The following is an 18,367-nucleotide window of genomic DNA, read 5'->3' as shown; positions in this document are numbered from 1 at the left end:
GTCGCGGGGTGGGTGATCAATGCCTCTCCCTGCCCCTGGCGGGGGACAGGACCTGCTGCCCGGGGCCCTGGGCGGTTACGGTGGACCCGTGCGCGACCCCAACGTGACCCGATCCGCCGCCGGCCAGCTCTCCCCGGAGCGCCGCGCCGCGGACCTGCGCCGCCTCCGGTCCGAACGGTTCGACGTGCTGGTCATCGGTGGTGGGGTGACCGGGGCGGGCGCCGCGCTGGACGCCGCCTCCCGGGGGCTCAAGGTGGCCCTGGTGGAGGCCCGCGACTACGCCGCCGGCACCTCCAGCCGGTCCAGCAAGTTGATCCACGGCGGCCTGCGCTACCTGGAGCAGTTGGAGTTCCACCTGGTCCACGAGGCGCTCACCGAGCGCGGCCTGCTCGCCACCCGGCTCGCTCCGCACCTGGTCCGGCCGGTGCCGTTCCTGGTGCCGCTGCCCGCCGGCCGTGGCCTGCGGGACCTGCCGGCCCGGGCGTTCCGCCGCTCCTACTACGGCGCCGGCGTGGCCGCGTACGACGCCTTCGCCGGGGTCTTCGGCGGTGGGCGGGGGATGCCGCTGCACCGGCACCTGACCCGCGAGGGCGCCCGCCGGATCTTCCCCAGCCTGCGGGCCGACTCGCTGGCCGGCGCCATCCGCTACTACGACGGCCAGGTCGACGACGCCCGGCTGGTGGTGACCCTGGCCCGCACCGCGGCCAGCCTCGGCGCGACCGTGGTGAGCAGCGCCCGCGCGGTCGGGCTGATCCGGCAGGCCCGCGAGGTGACCGGGGTCCGGGTCCGCGACCTGGAGGCGCCCGCCGGTTCGCCGGAAGCCGAGTTCGAGGTACGGGCGCGCACCGTCATCGGGGCCACCGGCGTGTGGAGCGACGACATGTCGCGGATGCTCAACGACGTCGGACTGCGCCCCGGCATCCGGGTGCGGGCCTCCAAGGGCGTGCACCTGGTCGTCCCCCGCTCGGCGATCACCGGCGAGACCGGGCTGATCCTGCGGACGGCCACCAGTGTGCTCTTCGTCATCCCCTGGGGCGGGCACTGGATCATCGGCACCACCGACACCGACTGGCGGTTGGACCGGTCCCACCCGTCCGCCTCCGCCCGCGACATCCAGTACCTGCTCGACCAGGTCAACACCGTGCTCGACCGGCCGCTGTCCACGGCGGACATCGAGGGCGTCTACGCCGGGCTGCGCCCGCTGCTCGCCGGTGAGGCGGACTCCACCTCCAAGCTCTCCCGCGAGCACGCCGTCTTCGAGCCGATGCTGGGGCTGCTCCTGGTCGCCGGCGGCAAGTACACGACGTACCGGGTGATGGCCTCCGACGTGGTGGACCGGGCGGTCCGCCGGCTCGGCGGCGGTCGTCCCTCGCGCACCGCCGACCTGCCGCTGCTCGGCGCCGACGGCTACCAGGCCATGTGGCGGGACCGGGCCGACCTGGCCCGCCGGCACGGGGTGCCGGTCGGCGTCGTCGAGCACCTGCTGGAGCGGTACGGCACGCTGACCCGGGAGCTGCTGGCCCTGGTCGACGCCGACCCGCTGCTCGCCTCGCCGCTGGCCGGCGCGCCGGAGTACCTGGCCGCCGAGGTGACGTACGCGGCTCGCGCCGAGGGGGCGCTGCACCTGGAGGACGTGCTGACCCGGCGTACCCGGATCTCCTTCGAGACCACCCACCGCGGCCTGGAGTCGGCCGGGCACACCGCGGAGCTGATGGGCGCGGTGCTCGGCTGGGACGCGGCCACCCGCGAGCGCGAGATCACCCACTACCGGGCCCGGGTCGAGGCGGAGCGGGAGTCCCAGCTGATGCCGGACGACGCCACCGCCGACGCGGCCCGGCTCGGCGCGCCGGACGTGCGGGGATTCGCCGCCGACCGGGGCGTCGACGGGGACAGCGCCGGGCTGCCCACCTCGTCCCGCTGACCGACCGTTACACCCATCGATGCCCGTCCGGTCGGCGGGTACCGGTCGCTACCTACGGTGGGGTAAGTTCCGGCGCGTGGTTCCCAACCAGTGGTCACGCATGCTCATGGTCTGCGCCGGTGCCGTCCTGACGATCGCCCTCACCGCCTGCTCGGTGTTCGACCGGGGCACGGAATCCACACCGGACAAGGCCGCGGCGGCGACGGCCTCCACCGGTGCCGGAGCGGCCAACCGGGTCAGCCTGGTGCAGAAGCTCGGTCAGGACGGTCCGCTCCGGTCGCTCAACGTCGAGCCGGACGGCCACTGGGAGTGCGACGACTGCGCCGGCGACGGGGTGACCTCGACGGGCAGCCTCGACCCCGAGCAGGTGAAGCGGCTGCACGACCTGCTCGCCGACCCGCGCCTGCGGCAGGAGACCGACGAGGCCCGCCGCTACCGGGTCAGCTGCATCGACGCGCTGACCTCCAGCCTGCTCACCTCGGCCGGCCTGATCACCTCGCAGGACTGCCCGGGCGAGGATCGGCCGCCGGTGGCCAACGAGATCCTGCTGCTGCTCACCCAGGCCACCCCCGCCGAGCCCACCGCCTGACCCGCGCCCGGACAGCGGCCGGGCCCGCGCCTCAGAGCACCTTGCCCGGGTTGAGCAGCCCGGCCGGGTCGAGCGCCGCCTTGATCGCCTGGTGCACCCGCACCCCGACCGGACCGATCTCCCGGGCCAGCCAGTCCCGCTTGAGCAGCCCGACGCCGTGCTCGCCGGTGCAGGTGCCGCCGAGGTCCAGGCCCAGCCGCATGATCTCGTCGAAGGCGCGCCGGCCCCGCTCCAGGCTGGCCGGGTCCGCCCGGTCCACCACGATGTTCGGGTGCATGTTGCCGTCCCCGGCGTGCCCGACGACGCCGATCGGCACGTCGCACTCCTCGGCGATCCGCGCCACCCCGTCGAGCAACGCCGCGAGCGAGCCGCGTGGCACCGCCACGTCGTCGATCACCAGACCGCCGTTGCCGTCGGGGAAGGCGTCCGCGGCGAACTTCTCCATCGCCGGGTGGGCCAGCCGGCGGGCCTGGAGCAGCGCCGCCGCCTCGACCGCGTCGGTGGCCGCGTACACCTCCTCGGCGCCGGCGGCCTCGCAGACCTCGGCCAGCCGGGCCAGGTCCTCCGCCGCCCGCGCGCCGGTGTCCGAGGCGGCCAGCAGCAGCGCCTGCGCGTCGGTCCGCAACCCCATCGGCCGGTACGCCTCGATCGCCCGCAGGTGGGTCCGGTCGAGCAGCTCCAGCAGGCTGGGGGTGAGCCCTCGGGCGGCGATCTGCGCCACCGCGGTGCCCGCCTCGGCGGTCGATCCGAAGACCGCCACCATGGTCAGCGACTCCTCCGGCGCCGGGCGCAGCGACACGGTGATCTCGGTGAGCACCCCGAGGGTGCCCTCCGAGCCGACGAAGAGCCGGGTCAGGTCGTAGCCGGCGACCCCCTTGGCGGTGCGCCGGCCGGTGCGCAGCACCTCGCCGGAGGCGAGCACCACCTCCAGGCCGAGCACGTACTCGGTGGTCACCCCGTACTTGACGCAGCACATGCCGCCGGCGTTGGTGGAGACGTTGCCGCCGATGGTGGAGGACTCCCAGGAGCCCGGGTCCGGCGGGTAGTAGAGGCCGTGCTCGGCCACCGCCGCCGCCAGCCGCGCGTTGACCACGCCGGGCTGCACCACGGCGATCCGGCTCACCGGGTCGATCTCCAGGATGGCGTCCATCGCCACCGTGCTGAGCACCACCGCGCCGTCGATCGCGTTCGCGGCGCCGGCCAGGCCGGTCCGGGCACCCTGCGGCACCACCGGTACGCCGTGCCGGGCGGCGGCCCGGACCACCGCGGCCACCTGCCCGGTGTCGCGCGGGCGGGTCACCACCAGCGGCGTACCGGCCGGGCACAGGTCCGCCTCGTCGCGCTGGTGCATCCGGAGCAGATCGGGGTCGGTGAGGACGGCGTCGTCGCCGAGCGCCGCACGCAGGTCGTCGAGGAGGGGGGATCCGGCCATGCGGGAGAGGCTAACCGGCGGCTAGATTGGCCGCCATGCTGTACCTGGACCGGCCCGCCTGGCCGTCGCGGGGACGGCTCTGGTCCCACCTGATCAGCGACGTCTCCCTCGCGGAGCTGCACGCCTTCGCCGAGGCGCTGGGCGCACCCCGGCGCGGCTTCGACCGCGACCACTACGACATCCCCGCCGAGCGCTTCGCCATGGCCGTCTGGCTCGGGGCCCGGGTGGTCCCGAGCCGGGAGCTGGTCCGCCTGCTCCGCGACGCGGGCCTGCGCCGCCCCAAACACCTGACCCGCCCCGCCCGCTGACCCCGTCGCCCTGCCCGGGGCCGCTGCGGTTTGCGGCGTGTCGCGGTGTCCGGCCGCGCGGAGACCGCGACACGCCGCAAACCGTGAGCCGATCATCTGGGCCGACGCGGTCGGGACGGGATGGTCGGGGCGCGCGGGTCGGGGTGGCGGTCGCGGTTTGCGGCGTGTTGCGGTGTTACGCCGCGCGGAGACCGCGACACGCCGCAAACGGGGAGCGGATCATGCCGCCGGGCGCCCGCCCGGCCGGGCCGGGGAGGTCAGGTGAGGGTGGCGAGTTCGCGGGTGAGGTTGGCGCGGGCCGGGTCGGTCCAGCGGGCCGCGAGCGGGGGGAGCCGGTAGAGGGCGGGGAGCGCGAGCAGGGCGGTCAGCACGCGGGCCCGGCCGGCCCGGAAGTCGGGCTCCGGCACGTGCGCGTACTCCGCGCGGATCGCGGCGGCGTACGCGTCGTACTCCTGCCGGGGCGCGGCGAGGATCGCCAGGTCGGCGTCGCAGAGCAGGGCGCCGTCCCGGTCGTCGGCGGTGGTGGCGTGCCCGGCGGTGAGCAGCACCAGCCGGCGCACCTCGGCCACCGCGGCGGCCGGCAGCCCCAGCGGGGTCAGCAGCGTGCCGGCGAGCGCCGCGCTGTCCCGCTCGTTGGCCTCGCCGGCCGCGCGGGGGTCGTAGACCGCGTCGTGGCACCAGGCGGCCAGCCGGACCAGGTCCGGCCGGTCGGCCAGCTCCGCGTACCCGTCGACCACGTCGAGCACGGCGGTCAGGTGCCGCACGGTGTGGTAGCGCCGCTGCGGCTCCCGCCACCGGGCCAGCAACTCCTCCCCGGCCCGGACCAGCGCCGGCCCGTCCGGGGCGCCGGCGTCCCGCGCGGCCGTCCGCCAGCGGTCGATCAGCTCCGTCACCTCGCCGAGTCTGCCCGAGCGGGCGGGGATGAACCGCGCCGGTACGGGTAGTCCCGGCCATGGCCGTGGCCCGGGACCGACGACTACCGCTGTGGCGTCGGCTCGGCCGGCGCGACGGTGAGTCCGACGTCGACTCGATGCGCATCGCCGACGCGGTGGAGGAGCTGCGGCACCGCAGCCGCGCCACCCTGCACGACCGGTTGCACCGGGTCCGGATGGCCCTGGGCCTCGCCGTCCAGGCCGGGCTCGCCGCGGCGCTGGCCTGGGTCGTCTCCCACGAGTTCCTGAACAACCCGCAGCCGGTCTTCGCGCCGATCTCGGCGGTCGGCACCCTGGCCGCCTCGGTCGGCCAGCGGCTGCGCCGCACGGTGGAGCTGATCATCGGGGTCGCGGTCGGGGTGTTCCTCGGCGACGTCCTGATCTACTTCCTCGGTACCGGGGGATGGCAGCTCGGCATAGTGGTGACGTCGGCCATCCTGCTGACCATCTTCTTCGGCGCCAGCGTCGCCATCGTCATCCAGGCCGCGGCGACCGCGGTGCTGATCGTCACGCTCAGCCCCTCCACCCAGGACCTGGAGATACCCCGCTTCATCGACGCGTTCATCGGCGGCGGCATCGCGCTGCTGGTGACGGCGATCCTGCTGCCGCTGAACCCGCTACGGGTGATCAACCGGGCCGCCCGGCCGGCGCTGGACCTGCTCGCCGCCCAGCTCGACATCACCGCCGAGGCGCTGCGCAACCGGGACCGCGGCAGTGCCCAGCGGGCCCTGGAACGGCTCCGCGAGAACAAGGAGGAACTGGCCAATTTCACCGAGGCCATTGAGGGCGCGAAGGAGACCAGCACCCTCTCGCCAGCCCGGTGGCACCGGCGCAGCGAGCTGACCCACTACGCGGAGGCCGCCGATCCGATCGACCGGGCCATGCGCAACAGCGGCACCCTGATCCGGCGCGCCGTCACGATGATCGAGGACGAGGAGCCGGTGCCGGAGCCCCTGCCGGACGCGGTGGCCCACCTCGCCGAGGTGGTGCGCCTGCTCCGGCACGAGTTCGCCGTCGGTGAGGAACCGGAGAAGGCCCGGGAACGCTCGTTGCGCGCGGTCAGCGAGGCCGGCCGGGCCTACGCGGAGGGCGTCGGCTTCTCCGGCAGCGTGGTGGTCGCCCAGGTGCGTACCACCGCCAGCGACCTCCTGGTCGCCTCCGGCCTCGACCAGGAGGAGGCGAACCGGCTGGTCCGGAGGTCCTTCGGCGACCAGGAGAAGCCCGCCGGCGAGCCGGCGGAGCGGCAGGGCACCCCGAAGCCCCCCACCGCCCCGCCGATCGGCTGAACCCCGCCCGCACCGGTCCCGCCCGAGCGCCGCGGGTCAGCGCCCGCGCCCGCGCTCAACCCAGGGCGGCCAGCGCGGCCAGCAGCCGGTCCACGTCCGCCACGGTGCTGCCCAGCCCGAGGCTGGCCCGCAGCGCGGTCGGCGGCAGGTCGTCCCGCCCGGCGCGCGCCGCCGCCTCGGCGAGCAGCCGCCGGGCCAGCGGGTGCGCGCAGAACAGGCCGTCGCGTACCCCGATGTCGTGCTCCCCGGCCAGGTACGCGGCCACCTCGGCGGAGTCCCGGCCGGCCAGCACGAACGACACGATGCCCACCCGGGGCGCTTCGGGGGAGAAGGTGCGCAGCTCGACGGCGTCCGGCAGCGCGGCGAGCCCGTCGCGCAGGCGGTCCACCAGCCGCTGCTCGTGGGCGTGCAGCGCCGCCCGGTCCGCCCCGGCGAGCGCCGCGCAGACGGCGGCCAGGGCGACCGCGCCGAGCAGGTTGGGCGTACCGCCCTCGTGCCGGGCCGGGCCGGTCGTCCAGCGCACCTCGTGGGTGGCCGCGCCGACGTGGCTGGTGGCGCCGCCCCCGGCCAGGTACGGCGGGGCGGCGTCCAGCCAGTCCGCTCGGCCGAGCAGGATCCCTGCGCCGAACGGGGCGTACAGCTTGTGCCCGGAGACGGCCAGGTAGTCCACGTCCAGCGCGGCGACGTCCACCGGCGCGTGCGGGGCGAGCTGGGCGGCGTCCACCACGATCCGGGCGGCGTGCCGGCGGGCCACCCGGGCCAGCTCGGCCACCGGCCAGCGTTCGCCGGTCACGTTGCTCGCCCCGGACACCGCGACCAGCACCGGCAGCCCGGACGTGGCGCCCCGGCGCAGCTCGGCCAGCGCGGCGTCCAGCGCCCGGACCGCCCCGGCGGGACTCTCCGGCACCGGCAGGCGGACCGAGCCGCGCGGCCAGGGCAGCAGGTTGGCGTGGTGCTCCCCGGCGAAGGTGACCACCGTGGTGCCCGGGGGCAGCGCCCTGGCCAGCAGGTTGAGCGCGTCGGTGGTGTTGCGGGTGAACACCACGTGGTCGTCGGGCCGGGCGCCGAAGAAGTCGCCGACCGTCTGCCGGGCCCGCTCGTAGGCCAGGGTGCAGCGCCGCGACAGCGCCCCGGCGCCGCGGTGCACACTGGCGTACCAGGGCAGAAGCTCGGCCACCGCGTCGGCCGCGGCCCGTGCGCAGGGTGCGCTGGCGGCGTGGTCCAGGTTCACCTGCCCGGGTACGCCGAGCACGCCGAGCGGATCCGGCCCGGTCGACGCCGGCGTGACGGTGGCCGGGGCGGCGGGCGGTACGAGGGTGAGGGTCATGGTGGGCCTCCGGGGTCCAGGGACCCCGCGTGTGGGCACACGGGACGGGGTCCGCGCTTGCCCAGCACACGGATCGGGCCGGGCCCGGTCATCACCCGGGGCACCCCACCGCGAACCTCGACGAGGGTTGCCGGCCAGCAAGCCGGGGCTTGACGCTGGCGCTCGTGACCTGACCGCAGCATAACCACCACCGATGCGCCCGGACCAGTGGACCGGAGATGACTACGCTGACCGCATGGCCGACACCCCGCCCGGCTCGCCCGCGCCGCCGCCGCTCGCGCCCGCCCTCCCGCCGCCGTCGGGTGGAGCCCTGCCCCGGATGCCGCTGCGCCGGCTCGGCTGGCGACGGGTCCTGGCGCTGGCCGGGGTGGTGCTGCTGATCGCGGCCTGCGCGGTCTACATGCTCTTCGTGCTCGGCTCCAACCTCGGGCTGGAGGCACTGCTCATCGGCCTGGTGGCGGCGATCCTGCCGGTGCCGGTGCTGGTCGCCTGTTTCCTCTGGCTCGACCGGTACGAGCCGGAGCCGCTGAAGTACCTGATCTTCTGCTTCGCCTGGGGCGCGTTCGTCTCCACCGCCGCCTCGCTGACGGTCAACGAGACCGCGGCCGGGCTGTTCAAGGACTGGGGGTTGCCGCAGGCGCTCACCGGCGTGCTGGTGGCGCCGTTCATCGAGGAGCTGACCAAGGCGCTCGGCCCGATCCTGCTGCTGGTCTTCCGGCGGCGGGAGTGGTCCGGCATCACCGACGGCCTGGTCTACTGCGGGCTCTCGGCGGTCGGCTTCGCCATGGTGGAGAACATCCTCTACCTGGGCGGCTACGGCTACGCGACGGGCGCCGACCAGTGGGGCCCGGCCACCGGCTTCCGGCAGGTGTTCGCCATCTTCATCACCCGGATCCTGCTCTTCGGCTTCGCCCACCCGCTGTTCACCTCGATGACCGGGGTCGGGCTGGGCATCGCCGCCCGGACGGCGGACCGCCGGGTGCGGTTCCTCGCGCCGGCCGCCGGCCTGCTGCTGGCGATGATGCTGCACGGCACCTGGAACCTGATCCCGACGCTGGTGCAGGCCACCGGCGAGTTGGTGATCTTCATGTACGGCATGGTCGCGCTGATGGTGCCGATCTTCTTCGGCATGGTCGGCTTCGCGGTCTGGCTGCGGGCCTGGGAGGGGCGGCTCACCGAGCGGACGCTGCCGGACTACGTCCGGGCCGGCTGGCTCAGCCCGCCCGAGGTGGCGGCCCTGGGCAGCCTCGGCCGGCGGCACGCCGCCCGGCTCTGGGCCCGCCGGGTCGGCGGCGACGCCGGACTGCGGGCGATGCGCGGCTACCAGTTCGCGGCCACCCGGCTGGCACTGCTGCGCGACGGGATGCGCCGGGGGCTGGACCGCAAGGCGGCCGACCGGGAGCGCACCGTGCGGGAGGAGCGGGAACTGCTGGAGGCGATCGCGGCGTACCGGGCGTTCTTCGTCGGGCGTGACCCGCAGGCGCCGGTCGGGGTCTGGGACGGGCAGCGCTACCACCTGCGCTTCCCGGACGGCTCGCAGCGGGCGGTGGACGCCCCGGACTCCCCGGTGGTGCCGATCCCGGTGGTGCTGGCCCCGCCGCCGCTCCCGGCCGCCCACCCCCCACCCGGCTGGTACGGCCCGCCCCCGGCCGTGCCCTGGGGGCCCAGGCAGCCCTGACCCGCGCCAGGCGCCGCCGGTGCGGAGCCGGCGCACGGTGGTCAGGTCATCAGGCTGGTCATGAAGTCACCGAGGCCCTGGAAGATCGCCATCAGGCCCGCGCCGATTCCCTTGAACATCTGCGCCGCCCCGTCCGGCCGAAACGCCATGAAGAAGATCAGGAACGCGATGAAGCCCCAGAACAAAAGCTTCCTCACCAATTCCGGCATCGTCCCTCCCCAGGGCCCTGATTGGGGCCTGGCTTCCCCTCGACAGGACGCCCAAACGGCGCGGCCGGTGGTCGAGGTGAAACAACGGCACGCCGGTGCCGTCGACAGGTGATCGGCTAGTGCGGTGTCCTACTAACGTTCGCCGGGTTGGTCGCCGGTGAGAAATGTCGTAGGGGTGGTGTTGGCTTCGGTTTGTGCCTCGTCGTCGTGATCCTGCCGCGCCGCGTGTCGTGCACCGGACGGCGCGTGTCGGGTTGCGGGTGACGTCGGGGCAGCGGCGACGGTGTTTCGGGTTGCTGCGGTCGGCTGGCGACGTGTGGGCGTGTGTGTTGGAGGTCAACGCCTGGCGCCGCCGCTGTGGCGACGAGCCGTTGGTCGGCTACCAGGAGTTGTGTCGGGAGTTGGCGGCGTCGGGGCCGGGTACGTTCGCCGAGTTGGACTCCACGGGTGCCCGGTCGGTGTTGCACCGGTTTTCGGATGCGTGGTTCGCGGCGGCGAAGCGCCGCAAGGACGATGATGTGTCGGCGCGGTTCCCGCGTCGGCGGCGTGGGTTGATGCCGGTGCGCTGGTATCACGGCACGTTCACCCTCGCCGGGCGCCGGGTGCGGATCCCCACCGCGAGAGGCACCGCCCCGTTGTGGGTGCGTCTGGGACGGGACCTGCCGTATCCGGCCGAGCAGATCCGGTCGATCACCCTGCTGTGTGAGGCCGGCCGGCTGTTCCTGGACGTGACCGCCGAGGTCCCGGTGACGGTCTACCCGCCCGGTGAGGAACCGGATCCCGGCAGGGTGGCGGGCGTGGATCTGGGGATCATCCACCCCTATGCGATGGCTGGTCCCGACGGCCATGGGCTGCTGGTGTCCGGGCGGGCGATCCGCGCCGAGCATCGCATGCACCTGGCCGACACGAAGGCCCGCCGCCGGGCTGTCGCCGGGCGGGCGCCGAAGCCGGGTGAGCGGGGGTCACGGCGGTGGCGGCAGTACCGCCGCCGGGCCCGGGCGGTGGAGGGTCGGCATCGGCGGCGGGTTCGCCAGGCCCAGCATGAAGCCGCCCGCACGGTCGTCTCCTGGGCTGCCCGGCAGCGGGTGGGTGTCCTGCACATCGGTGACCCCCGCAGCGTGCTCGACCTGCCTGCTGGGCGGCGGCACAACCTGCGGCTGCGGCAGTGGCAGATCGGCCGGCTGATCCAGATCCTCATCGACAAGGCAATCCTGGCCGGCATCACCGTCCACCTGGTCGACGAACGCGGGACCTCCTCCACCTGCCCCGCCTGCCGAAAGCGGGTCCCCAAACCCCGTGGACGCACGTTGTCCTGCCCGCACTGCGCATTCTCCGGGCACCGCGACCTGGTCGCGGCTGCCAGCATCGCCACCCGCACCCCGGGCGGCGGACCCACCACCAGCGCAGCTGTTCCCGTGCTCCCGCAGGTGGTCACGCACCGTCGAGCCGGCCGCCACCTCCCCGGTGCTGGCCGATCCCGACGTGATCCCCGCCGCCCCGTGCACCACCGGCGGCGTGAGGATCGAGTTGGCCCGCGGAGGCCCGCCCCACCACCCGGTGGGGAGTCGCTCGCCCCCATAGCGAGGATCCACAACGCCGAACCGGAACCCGGTGAACGTTAGTGGACACCGCACTAGAGGTAGAGGCCGGTGTTGCCGGTGGACTCGGTCTCCACCCGCTCGGCGGCGACGGCGTGCACGTCGCGCTCGCGCAGCAGGACGTACCCCCGGCCGTGCAGCTCGACCTCGGAGCGTTCGTCGGGGTCGAAGAGCACCCGGTCACCGGAGACGATCGCGCGGACGTTGGGCCCCACCCCCACCGCGGTCGCCCAGGCCAGCCGCTTGCCCACGGCGGCGGTGGCCGGGATCACGATGCCGGCGGTGGAGCGGCGCTCACCCTCGCTGCCCTCCACCCGCACCAGCACCCGGTCGTGCAGCAGACGGATCGGCAGGCCGGAGTCGAGGTTCTGATCGGCGGTCACGCGAAGACGCTACCGCGTGCCCGGGGGCGATCGTCGCCGCGGTTGAGCGGTGCTGGGCGGGGGCAATGTGTGGCGGAACTGCCCTACGGTGTCGCTGTCGGACGTACCCTGTCCGGACCGTCGTCCTGGGCGGCCCGGTTCCATCCTGAGGAGGTGCGCTTGAGCCGCTTCGAGCGGGTACGCGGTCGGCTCCGCCGCGCGTACGAGTCCGGGCGGGAGTCGGTGCGCTCCGGTCGTTCCACCCCCGCCGACGTGCCCGAGGAGGCCCGGATCGCCTCGCCGGCGTCCCCGGGGCCGGCCGCGCCGAGGTCGGCGACCGTGGTCGGCGCGGAGCCGCCCGCCGCGATGCACACCTCGACCAGCAGCCGCGACGACGCGGACGTGCCGCACGCGCTGCGGATCGCCGCCGCCTGGTCGTGGCGGCTGATCGTGATCGGCGTGGTCACCTGGGCGGTGCTGAAGATCGTCGGCACGATCAGCATCGTGATCATCCCGCTGGCGGTGGCGCTGCTGCTCTCGGCGCTGCTCGCGCCGGCCGTCGGCTGGCTGCTCAGGGCGCGCTTCCCCCGGTCGCTGGCGACGGCCGTGGTGCTGGTCGGCGGCCTGGCGGCGGTGGTCGGCACGCTGACCCTGGTGGTGAACGAGTTCATCCAGGGCGTGCCGGAGCTGAGCGAGAAGTCGTCGCAGGGCGTACGGCAGATCCAGAACTGGCTCAAGACCGGCCCGCTGCACCTCTCCGACGGCCAGTTGGAGCGCTACATCGACGAGGCGCAGGCCTGGGTGAACGGCAACACCGAGAAGTTCACCAGCGGCGCCCTCGCCACCGCGAGCACCCTGGCCGAGGTGCTGACCGGCACCGTCCTGGTGCTCTTCGCCACCTTCTTCTTCCTGCGTGACGGCAACAACATCTGGCGGTTCCTGGTCCGGCTGCTGCCGGTGGCCGCCCGCTGGAAGGTCGACGACGCCGGCCGGGCCTCCTGGGCCACGCTCGGCGCGTACGTGCGGGCCACGGTGCTGGTCGCCTTCATCGACGCGGTCGGCATCGGCATCTTCCTCGTCATCTTCGACGTGCCGTTCGCGTTCCCGCTGGCCGCGCTGGTCTTCCTGGGCGCGTTCATCCCGATCGTCGGCGCCGCGCTCTCCGGTGTCGTGGCGGTGCTGGTGGCGCTGGTCGACAGCGGCCCGGTGACCGCGTTGATCATTCTGGGTGCGGTGATCGGGGTGCAGCAGGTCGAGGGCCACGTCCTCCAGCCGCTGATCATGGGCCGGGCGGTGGCCATCCACCCGCTCGCGGTGATCATCGGGATCGCGGCCGGCGTGGTGCTGGCCGGCATCACCGGCGCGCTGGTGGCGGTGCCGCTGATCGCGGTGCTCAACACCGCGGTCCGCCGGCTGGCCGCGCGTACCGTCCCGGACACCCCGCCGGACGCGGTGGTGGTCGCCTCCCACGCGCCCTGACCGCGCAGATCCGCAAAACGGGCCCGCCCCCTTCCCGGGGGCGGGCCCCTCGCGTCGCGGGCCGCGCGGGCCGTGCCGCGCCTCCTCGCCGCCCGCACCGCCGTTTGCGGCGTGTCGCGGCTTCCGCGCCTGGCGATGCGGCCGTTTGCGGCGTGTGGCGACCTAGCCGCAGAAGCGCTTGGGGGCGGGAGGGGGAGGGAGGTCAGGCCTTGGCGAGGCGTTCGAGGGCGCCGCGGGCGACGTCGGGGCGGGTGGTGTACCAGAACGGGGGGAGCGAGCGGCGCAGGAACGGCCCGTAGCCGCGCGCCGTCTCCAGCCGCGAGTCCAGCACCGCGACCACACCCCGGTCGCCGGTGGCCCGGATCAGCCGGCCCACCCCCTGGGCCAGCCGGACGGCCGCGATCGGCACGCTGACCGCCGCGAAACCCGAGCCGCCACCGGCGTCCACCGCCGCCGCCCGGGCGGCGGCCAGCGGCTCGTCCGGGCGCGGGAAGGGCAGCCGGTCGATCACCACGAGCTGGCACGCGTCGCCGGGGACGTCCACCCCCTGCCAGAGCGACATCACCCCGAACAGGCAGCTCGACCGCTCCTCCCGGAACCGGCGGACCAGCAGCGGCAGCGCCTCCTCGCCCTGGAGCAGCACCGGCAGGTCGGTCCGCGCGCGCAGCAGCTCCGCGGCCTGCTGCGCCGCCCGCCGCGACGAGAAGAGCCCGAGGGTACGGCCACCGAGCGCGCCGACCAGCCCCAGCAGCTCCTCGCCCGCCGCCTCGGGCAGCCCCGACACGCTCGGGCGGGGCAGGTGCGCGGCCACGTAGAGGATGCCCTGCCGGGCGTAGTCGAACGGGGAGCCGACGTCCAACGACCGCCAGCCCGGGCCCTCGGTGGCGGGCACGGTGCCGGTCGCGGCCCGGCTGCCCGCGGCGACCGCCACCCCGCCGGCCTCCGATCCGGCGCCCGGCGTGCCGCCCGGCCGACCGGCGGCGGCGGTCACGGCCATCGCGGCGGCGGCCGGCGACGGCGGGGCGGGCGGGGGAGCGTCCAGCCCCAACGCCCGGGCCACCGTGTCGAAGCGCCCGCCCAGCGCGAGCGTGGCCGAGGTGGCGACCACGGTGCGCTCGTCGTACAGGTGGGTGGTGAGGGTGCCGGCGACCGACAGCGGCGCGACCACCAGCGCCCGGCGGCTGCCGTTCTCCGGCTTCTCCACCCAGGCCACGTCGTGGTCGGCCTCCTCCAGCAGCCGCTGGGCGGTGGTGGAGAGCTCGTCCAGCACCGCCTTGGCCTGCTGCTTGCGCACCGGGTCCGGGTCGTCGGCCTTGACGTCGCCGATCGCGTCCAGCGCAGCCCGGGTCGCCGCGTCGAGCAGCGTGCACGCCTCGCGCAGTGGGGCCGGCAGCCCGGCGGTGATCCGCCCGGCCGGCGCCTCCGCCAGCCCGACGGCGAGCGCGTCGCCGGCCTCGGTCAGCCGCTCGGCGACGTCCGGTCGCAGCAGCGGCCGGGCCCGCCGGGCGGACCGGTCGACCAGCTCCGGGACCAGCTCGGCCTGGGCGGCCGAGGAGACCCGGTCGGCCAGCTCGTGCGCCTCGTCGACGATGAGCAGCTTGTGCGGCGGCACGATGTGCCGGCCGGCGATCATGTCGACGGCGAGCAGGCTGTGGTTGGTGACCACGATGTCGGCCTCCCGCGCCCGGGCCCGGGACGCCTCGGCGAAGCACTCCTGGCCGAACGGGCAGCGGGACGCACCGACGCACTCTCGCGCCGGCATGGAGACCAGCCGCCAGGCCTGGTCGTCGACGCCCGGGTCGAGCTCGTCCCGGTCACCGGTGGCCGTCTCGTCGGCCCAGTCGCGCAGCCGCTGGACCTGCTTGCCCAGCCGCCCGGCCTCGCCGAGCCACTTGGTGCCGCCCCCGGGCCGCGCCGCCGGGGCGTCGAAGAGGGTGTCCTCCGGCTCCTCCTCGGTGGAGTTGTCCAGCCGGGCCAGGCAGAGGTAGTGGTGCCGGCCCTTGAGCACCGCGAAGGTGGGCCGTCGGCCGAGCAGCGGCTCCACCGCGTCGGCCAGCCGGGGCAGGTCGTGGTCGACCAGCTGGGACTGCAACGCCAGGGTGGCCGTGGAGACCACCACCGGGCCGTCGACGGTCAGCGCGGGGGCGAGGTAGGCCAGGGACTTGCCGGTGCCGGTGCCCGCCTGCACCAGCAGGTGCTCGCCGGAGCCGATGCTGTGCTCGATCGCCTCGGTCATCTGCTGCTGGCCGGGGCGGGCCGCGCCACCGGGCACCGCGCCGACCGCAGCGGCCAGCAGCTCGCCGCCGCTGGGCCGGGCGCCCCGACGCCGGCCGCGGGGGGTGGCGGAACCGGTGGCGGTGCGCGGCGGAGTCACCGTGCGACGGTACCCGCCGACGCCGACACCGGGCGCGCCACCCGGCCGCGTGGGATACCCGATCGTGACCGGTTACTTCCGCGCAGCGACCGTTGGGCGGAATCGGTTAGGGTGCGACTCATGCCGAGCGACGTGGTCCGCGTGATCTACCGCAAGTACGACGGCAGCGCCCACCGCGACTACCCGGCCCGCCGGCTCACCGAGGACGACCTGGGGGTCTGGCTGGGTGTGCCGGCCGGCACCGAGTCGGTCTACCACGGCCGGCCCTCGGTGGAGCAGATCCCCTTCGTGCTCCTGGTGCCGCACCACGCCTGGTGGACGGGCATGTTCAACCCGCCGCCGCGGACCAGCGAGGTCTACTGCGACATCACCACCCCGGCCCGTTGGGAGGGCGACGACACCGTGCACCTGTTCGACCTGGACCTGGACGTGGTGCGCCGGCGTGCCACCGGGGCGGTCGAGCTGCGCGACGAGGACGAGTTCGCCGAGCACCGGGAGCGGTTCGGCTACCCCGACGACCTGGTGGCCGAGGCGGAGGCGGCGTCGCGCTGGCTGCTGGGCGCGCTGGGCGACGGCACCGAGCCGTTCGCCACGTCGTACCGGAAGTGGCTGGCCCTGGTGGTCTGAGCCGGCCTCACCAGCGCTGTGGCCAGCCGTCCTCGGCGCCGATCTCCGCCACCCGGGTCAGCTTGTCCGGGTTGAGCTGGTTGAAGATGCCGGTGATCCGCCCGCCGTCCACGGCGAACGAGCTGACCAGCCGCTGCGTCCGCCCGTCGGGCCGGGTGGTCTCGATCTGCAACCCGAGCGTCCCGTCCACCAGCACGGGCCGGGCGCGTACCCGGTGGCCGAAGCGGCCGGCCTGGCTGAAGAGGCCGAGGGTGAAGTGGGCGACCTTGTCGGCCCCGGCGATCGGGTTGCGGGCGGCCGGGGCGTGCCCGCCGCCGTCGCCGATCAGCACCACGTCCGGCGCCAGCACCCGCATCAGCCCCGCCAGGTCGCCGGACTCGGTGGCGGCCACGAAGGCGGACACCACCCGCTGCTGCTCGACCAGGTCGGCGGTGTGCCGGGGCGCGTCCGGGGCGTTGACCGCGCGGCGGGCCCGGGAGGCGAGCTGCCGGGCCGCCTCCGGGCTGGTGCCGAGCGCCTCGGCGATCTGGCCGAACGGCACCGCGAAGACGTCGTGCAGCACGAAGGCCACCCGCTGCTCGGGGGTGAGCCGTTCCAGCACCACCAGCAGGGCGGTGCCGAGCTGGTCGCGGCGGACGGCCCGCTCGGCCGGATCGGGGGCGAAGCCGTCCGGCTCCGGGGCCGCGCCCAGCGGGGTCACCAGCGGCTCGGGCAGCCACTGCCCCGGGTACGTCTCCCGGCGTACCCGGGCGGAGCGGAGCAGGTCGAGGCAGATCCGGGCGCAGGTGGTGGTGAGCCAGCCGCCCAGGTGCCGCACCTCGGCGCGGGCGGCCGGGTCGCCGAGGGCAGTGGCGTAGCGCAGCCAGGTCTCCTGTACGGCGTCCTCGGCCTCGCTCCGGCTGCCCAGCATCCGGTACGCCACCGCCATCAGCCGCCCGCGCTCGGCCTCGAACTCGCTCACCGCGTCCACCGTCACAGTCGCCTCCCCACCCGACGGCATTCTCCCCGCCCACCGGACGCCCCACCGCCCCAAAACGTGACACCCACTCCCGCCAGCCCCGTCCGACAGCGCGCACTTTCCGAGAAAGCGGGGCCTCGGAGCGCCGAGGCCACTCATTCTCCGAACGTGCGCGGATCTTGGGCGGGGTGGGGGAGTGGAGGGGAGGGCGGGTGGTGCTCGGGAGGCGGCGGGGGGCGAGGTGGGCGATGATCGCGGGATGAGCGCAGTCGATGGATCGGACATCGTGGCACCCGAGGGCGGAAAGATGCGGGACCTGCTCCGGGTCTCACCGGGGGCGGTCGACCCGCGTACGGTCGATCCCCGCTCGACCCCGGGGCTGCCGGCGGCGGCCGGCGGTGGCCGGTCCCGCAAGGCCTGGGCCCGGGAGCAGGTCGAACTGCTCGGCGCGGAGCTGGGCGAACAGCAGGAGATGCTCTTCGCCACCGCGAAGGCCGCCGGCGAGCCGGACGCGCCCGCGTCGGCGCCCACCATGGGTGGCGCGGAGTTGGCCCCGGGCCGGCCGGGTCGGGTGCTGCTGGTGCTCCAGGCGATGGACTGCGGCGGCAAGGACGGCACGGTCAAGCGGGTCGCGGGCGCGATGAACCCGCTGGGCCTGCACATCCGCTCCTTCGGCCCGCCCACCGAGGAGGAGCTGCGGCACGACTTCCTCTGGCGGATCCGGCGGGCGCTGCCCCCGCCCGGGTACGTGGGGGTGTTCAACCGCTCACACTACGAGGACGTGCTGGTGGCCCGGGTGGCGGAGCTGGTCCCGGAGGCCACCTGGCGGGCCCGGTACGACGAGATCAACGCCTTCGAGCGCGAGCTGGTCGACGCCGGGGTGACCCTGGTCAAGGTGATGCTGCACATCTCCCGCGAGGAGCAGGGCGAGCGGCTGCTGGAGCGGCTGACCGACTCCCGCAAGCACTGGAAGTACAACCCGTCGGACCTCGATTCCCGGGCCCGCTGGGACGACTACCAGGCCGCGTACGCCGAGGCGCTCCAGCGGTGCGGAACGGAGGCCGCGCCCTGGTTCGTGGTGCCGGCGGACCGCAAGTGGTACCGGGACTGGGCGGTGGCCCACCTGCTGCGGGAGACGTTCGCCGGTCTGCATCTGGGGTATCCGGCTGCCGGTTTCGACGTCGAGCGCGAGCGCGACCGGTTGCGGGCCGACGATGAAGGGGTGAAGGTGAACGGCGGGTGAACGAGCGGTGAATCGGGCCTGACCAGGGGTGGGCCGGGGAATGC

At 74.9% G+C, this 18,367-nt stretch carries 15 protein-coding genes, 2 pseudogenes and 1 riboswitch; of the genes and pseudogenes, 9 read left to right on the top strand and 8 right to left on the bottom strand.

Features of this window, described 5'->3' with window-relative positions; translation table 11 throughout:
- Positions 1 to 88 precede the first annotated feature (88 nt).
- The gene (locus ACTMS9_RS20000) at positions 89 to 1,921 is read left to right on the top strand and encodes a glycerol-3-phosphate dehydrogenase/oxidase (RefSeq protein WP_441142089.1); all 1,833 of its coding nucleotides are present in this window, start codon (positions 89 to 91) and stop codon (positions 1,919 to 1,921) included.
- 76 nt (positions 1,922 to 1,997) lie between these two features.
- Positions 1,998 to 2,510 (top strand): hypothetical protein, encoded by a 513-nt coding sequence (locus tag ACTMS9_RS19995; protein ID WP_441165678.1) that lies wholly within the window; start codon positions 1,998 to 2,000, stop codon positions 2,508 to 2,510.
- A 31-nt stretch (positions 2,511 to 2,541) separates the two neighbouring features.
- Here ACTMS9_RS19995 and ACTMS9_RS19990 read toward each other — a convergent pair whose 3' ends face one another.
- Positions 2,542 to 3,942, bottom strand: a complete 1,401-nt coding sequence (locus ACTMS9_RS19990; protein ID WP_441165677.1) for an FAD-binding oxidoreductase — start codon at positions 3,940 to 3,942, stop codon at positions 2,542 to 2,544.
- A gap of 35 nt (positions 3,943 to 3,977) precedes the next feature.
- Between ACTMS9_RS19990 and ACTMS9_RS19985 the strand changes: the two genes are divergently transcribed.
- Positions 3,978 to 4,250 (top strand): DUF4031 domain-containing protein, encoded by a 273-nt coding sequence (locus tag ACTMS9_RS19985; protein WP_154941551.1) that lies wholly within the window; start codon positions 3,978 to 3,980, stop codon positions 4,248 to 4,250.
- Between the two features lie 257 nt (positions 4,251 to 4,507).
- On the opposite strand, the gene ACTMS9_RS19980 is transcribed toward ACTMS9_RS19985, so the two are convergent.
- Positions 4,508 to 5,143 (bottom strand): HD domain-containing protein, encoded by a 636-nt coding sequence (locus tag ACTMS9_RS19980; RefSeq protein WP_441142092.1) that lies wholly within the window; start codon positions 5,141 to 5,143, stop codon positions 4,508 to 4,510.
- 65 nt (positions 5,144 to 5,208) lie between these two features.
- Between ACTMS9_RS19980 and ACTMS9_RS19975 the strand changes: the two genes are divergently transcribed.
- Positions 5,209 to 6,468, top strand: a complete 1,260-nt coding sequence (locus ACTMS9_RS19975) for an FUSC family protein (RefSeq protein ID WP_441142602.1) — start codon at positions 5,209 to 5,211, stop codon at positions 6,466 to 6,468.
- Between the two features lie 55 nt (positions 6,469 to 6,523).
- Here ACTMS9_RS19975 and ACTMS9_RS19970 read toward each other — a convergent pair whose 3' ends face one another.
- Positions 6,524 to 7,795: an aminotransferase class V-fold PLP-dependent enzyme gene (locus ACTMS9_RS19970; RefSeq protein WP_441142093.1), complete on the bottom strand. Its 1,272-nt coding sequence runs from the start codon at positions 7,793 to 7,795 to the stop codon at positions 6,524 to 6,526.
- Between the two features lie 48 nt (positions 7,796 to 7,843).
- A riboswitch (SAM riboswitch) is annotated at positions 7,844 to 7,965 on the bottom strand.
- A gap of 23 nt (positions 7,966 to 7,988) precedes the next feature.
- On the opposite strand from ACTMS9_RS19970, the gene ACTMS9_RS19965 reads away from it, so the two are divergent.
- On the top strand, positions 7,989 to 9,473 hold the full coding sequence (locus ACTMS9_RS19965) for a PrsW family intramembrane metalloprotease (RefSeq protein ID WP_441165676.1): 1,485 nt from the start codon (positions 7,989 to 7,991) through the stop codon (positions 9,471 to 9,473).
- Positions 9,474 to 9,514: 41 nt separating this feature from the next.
- On the opposite strand, the gene ACTMS9_RS19960 is transcribed toward ACTMS9_RS19965, so the two are convergent.
- Positions 9,515 to 9,682, bottom strand: coding sequence for a hypothetical protein (locus ACTMS9_RS19960; RefSeq protein ID WP_357612023.1), 168 nt, complete (start codon positions 9,680 to 9,682; stop codon positions 9,515 to 9,517).
- Positions 9,683 to 9,876: 194 nt separating this feature from the next.
- Here ACTMS9_RS19960 and ACTMS9_RS19955 point away from each other — a divergent pair, with 194 nt between their 5' ends.
- Positions 9,877 to 11,304 carry an RNA-guided endonuclease InsQ/TnpB family protein gene (locus ACTMS9_RS19955; protein ID WP_441165675.1) on the top strand — a complete coding sequence of 476 codons (1,428 nt, stop codon included), beginning with the start codon at positions 9,877 to 9,879 and terminating at the stop codon, positions 11,302 to 11,304.
- Positions 11,305 to 11,315: 11 nt separating this feature from the next.
- Here ACTMS9_RS19955 and ACTMS9_RS19950 read toward each other — a convergent pair whose 3' ends face one another.
- Positions 11,316 to 11,663, bottom strand: coding sequence for a GroES family chaperonin (locus ACTMS9_RS19950; RefSeq protein WP_238449163.1), 348 nt, complete (start codon positions 11,661 to 11,663; stop codon positions 11,316 to 11,318).
- Positions 11,664 to 11,822: 159 nt separating this feature from the next.
- On the opposite strand from ACTMS9_RS19950, the gene ACTMS9_RS19945 reads away from it, so the two are divergent.
- Positions 11,823 to 13,121 carry an AI-2E family transporter gene (locus ACTMS9_RS19945; protein ID WP_441142096.1) on the top strand — a complete coding sequence of 433 codons (1,299 nt, stop codon included), beginning with the start codon at positions 11,823 to 11,825 and terminating at the stop codon, positions 13,119 to 13,121.
- Between the two features lie 202 nt (positions 13,122 to 13,323).
- Here the strand turns inward: ACTMS9_RS19945 and ACTMS9_RS19940 are convergent.
- Positions 13,324 to 14,010 (bottom strand): annotated as a pseudogene (locus ACTMS9_RS19940) (ATP-dependent DNA helicase); the annotation flags it as partial.
- Positions 14,011 to 14,142: 132 nt separating this feature from the next.
- A pseudogene (locus tag ACTMS9_RS19935) lies at positions 14,143 to 15,495 on the bottom strand (ATP-dependent DNA helicase); the annotation flags it as partial.
- A 120-nt stretch (positions 15,496 to 15,615) separates the two neighbouring features.
- On the opposite strand from ACTMS9_RS19935, the gene ACTMS9_RS19930 reads away from it, so the two are divergent.
- Positions 15,616 to 16,122: a DUF402 domain-containing protein gene (locus tag ACTMS9_RS19930; protein ID WP_441165674.1), complete on the top strand. Its 507-nt coding sequence runs from the start codon at positions 15,616 to 15,618 to the stop codon at positions 16,120 to 16,122.
- Between the two features lie 7 nt (positions 16,123 to 16,129).
- On the opposite strand, the gene sigJ is transcribed toward ACTMS9_RS19930, so the two are convergent.
- Complete coding sequence (sigJ, locus tag ACTMS9_RS19925; RefSeq protein WP_441142098.1) at positions 16,130 to 17,122, bottom strand: RNA polymerase sigma factor SigJ; 993 nt, start codon at positions 17,120 to 17,122, stop codon at positions 16,130 to 16,132.
- Between the two features lie 217 nt (positions 17,123 to 17,339).
- Here sigJ and ACTMS9_RS19920 point away from each other — a divergent pair, with 217 nt between their 5' ends.
- Complete coding sequence (locus ACTMS9_RS19920; RefSeq protein WP_441165673.1) at positions 17,340 to 18,323, top strand: PPK2 family polyphosphate kinase; 984 nt, start codon at positions 17,340 to 17,342, stop codon at positions 18,321 to 18,323.
- The last annotated feature ends 44 nt before the right edge of the window (positions 18,324 to 18,367 follow it).

The organism is Micromonospora sp. L31 (assembly GCF_052068075.1).
Classification (GTDB): Bacteria; Actinomycetota; Actinomycetes; order Mycobacteriales; family Micromonosporaceae; genus Micromonospora; species Micromonospora purpureochromogenes.
This window is presented reverse-complemented; position numbering and strand designations above follow the sequence as displayed.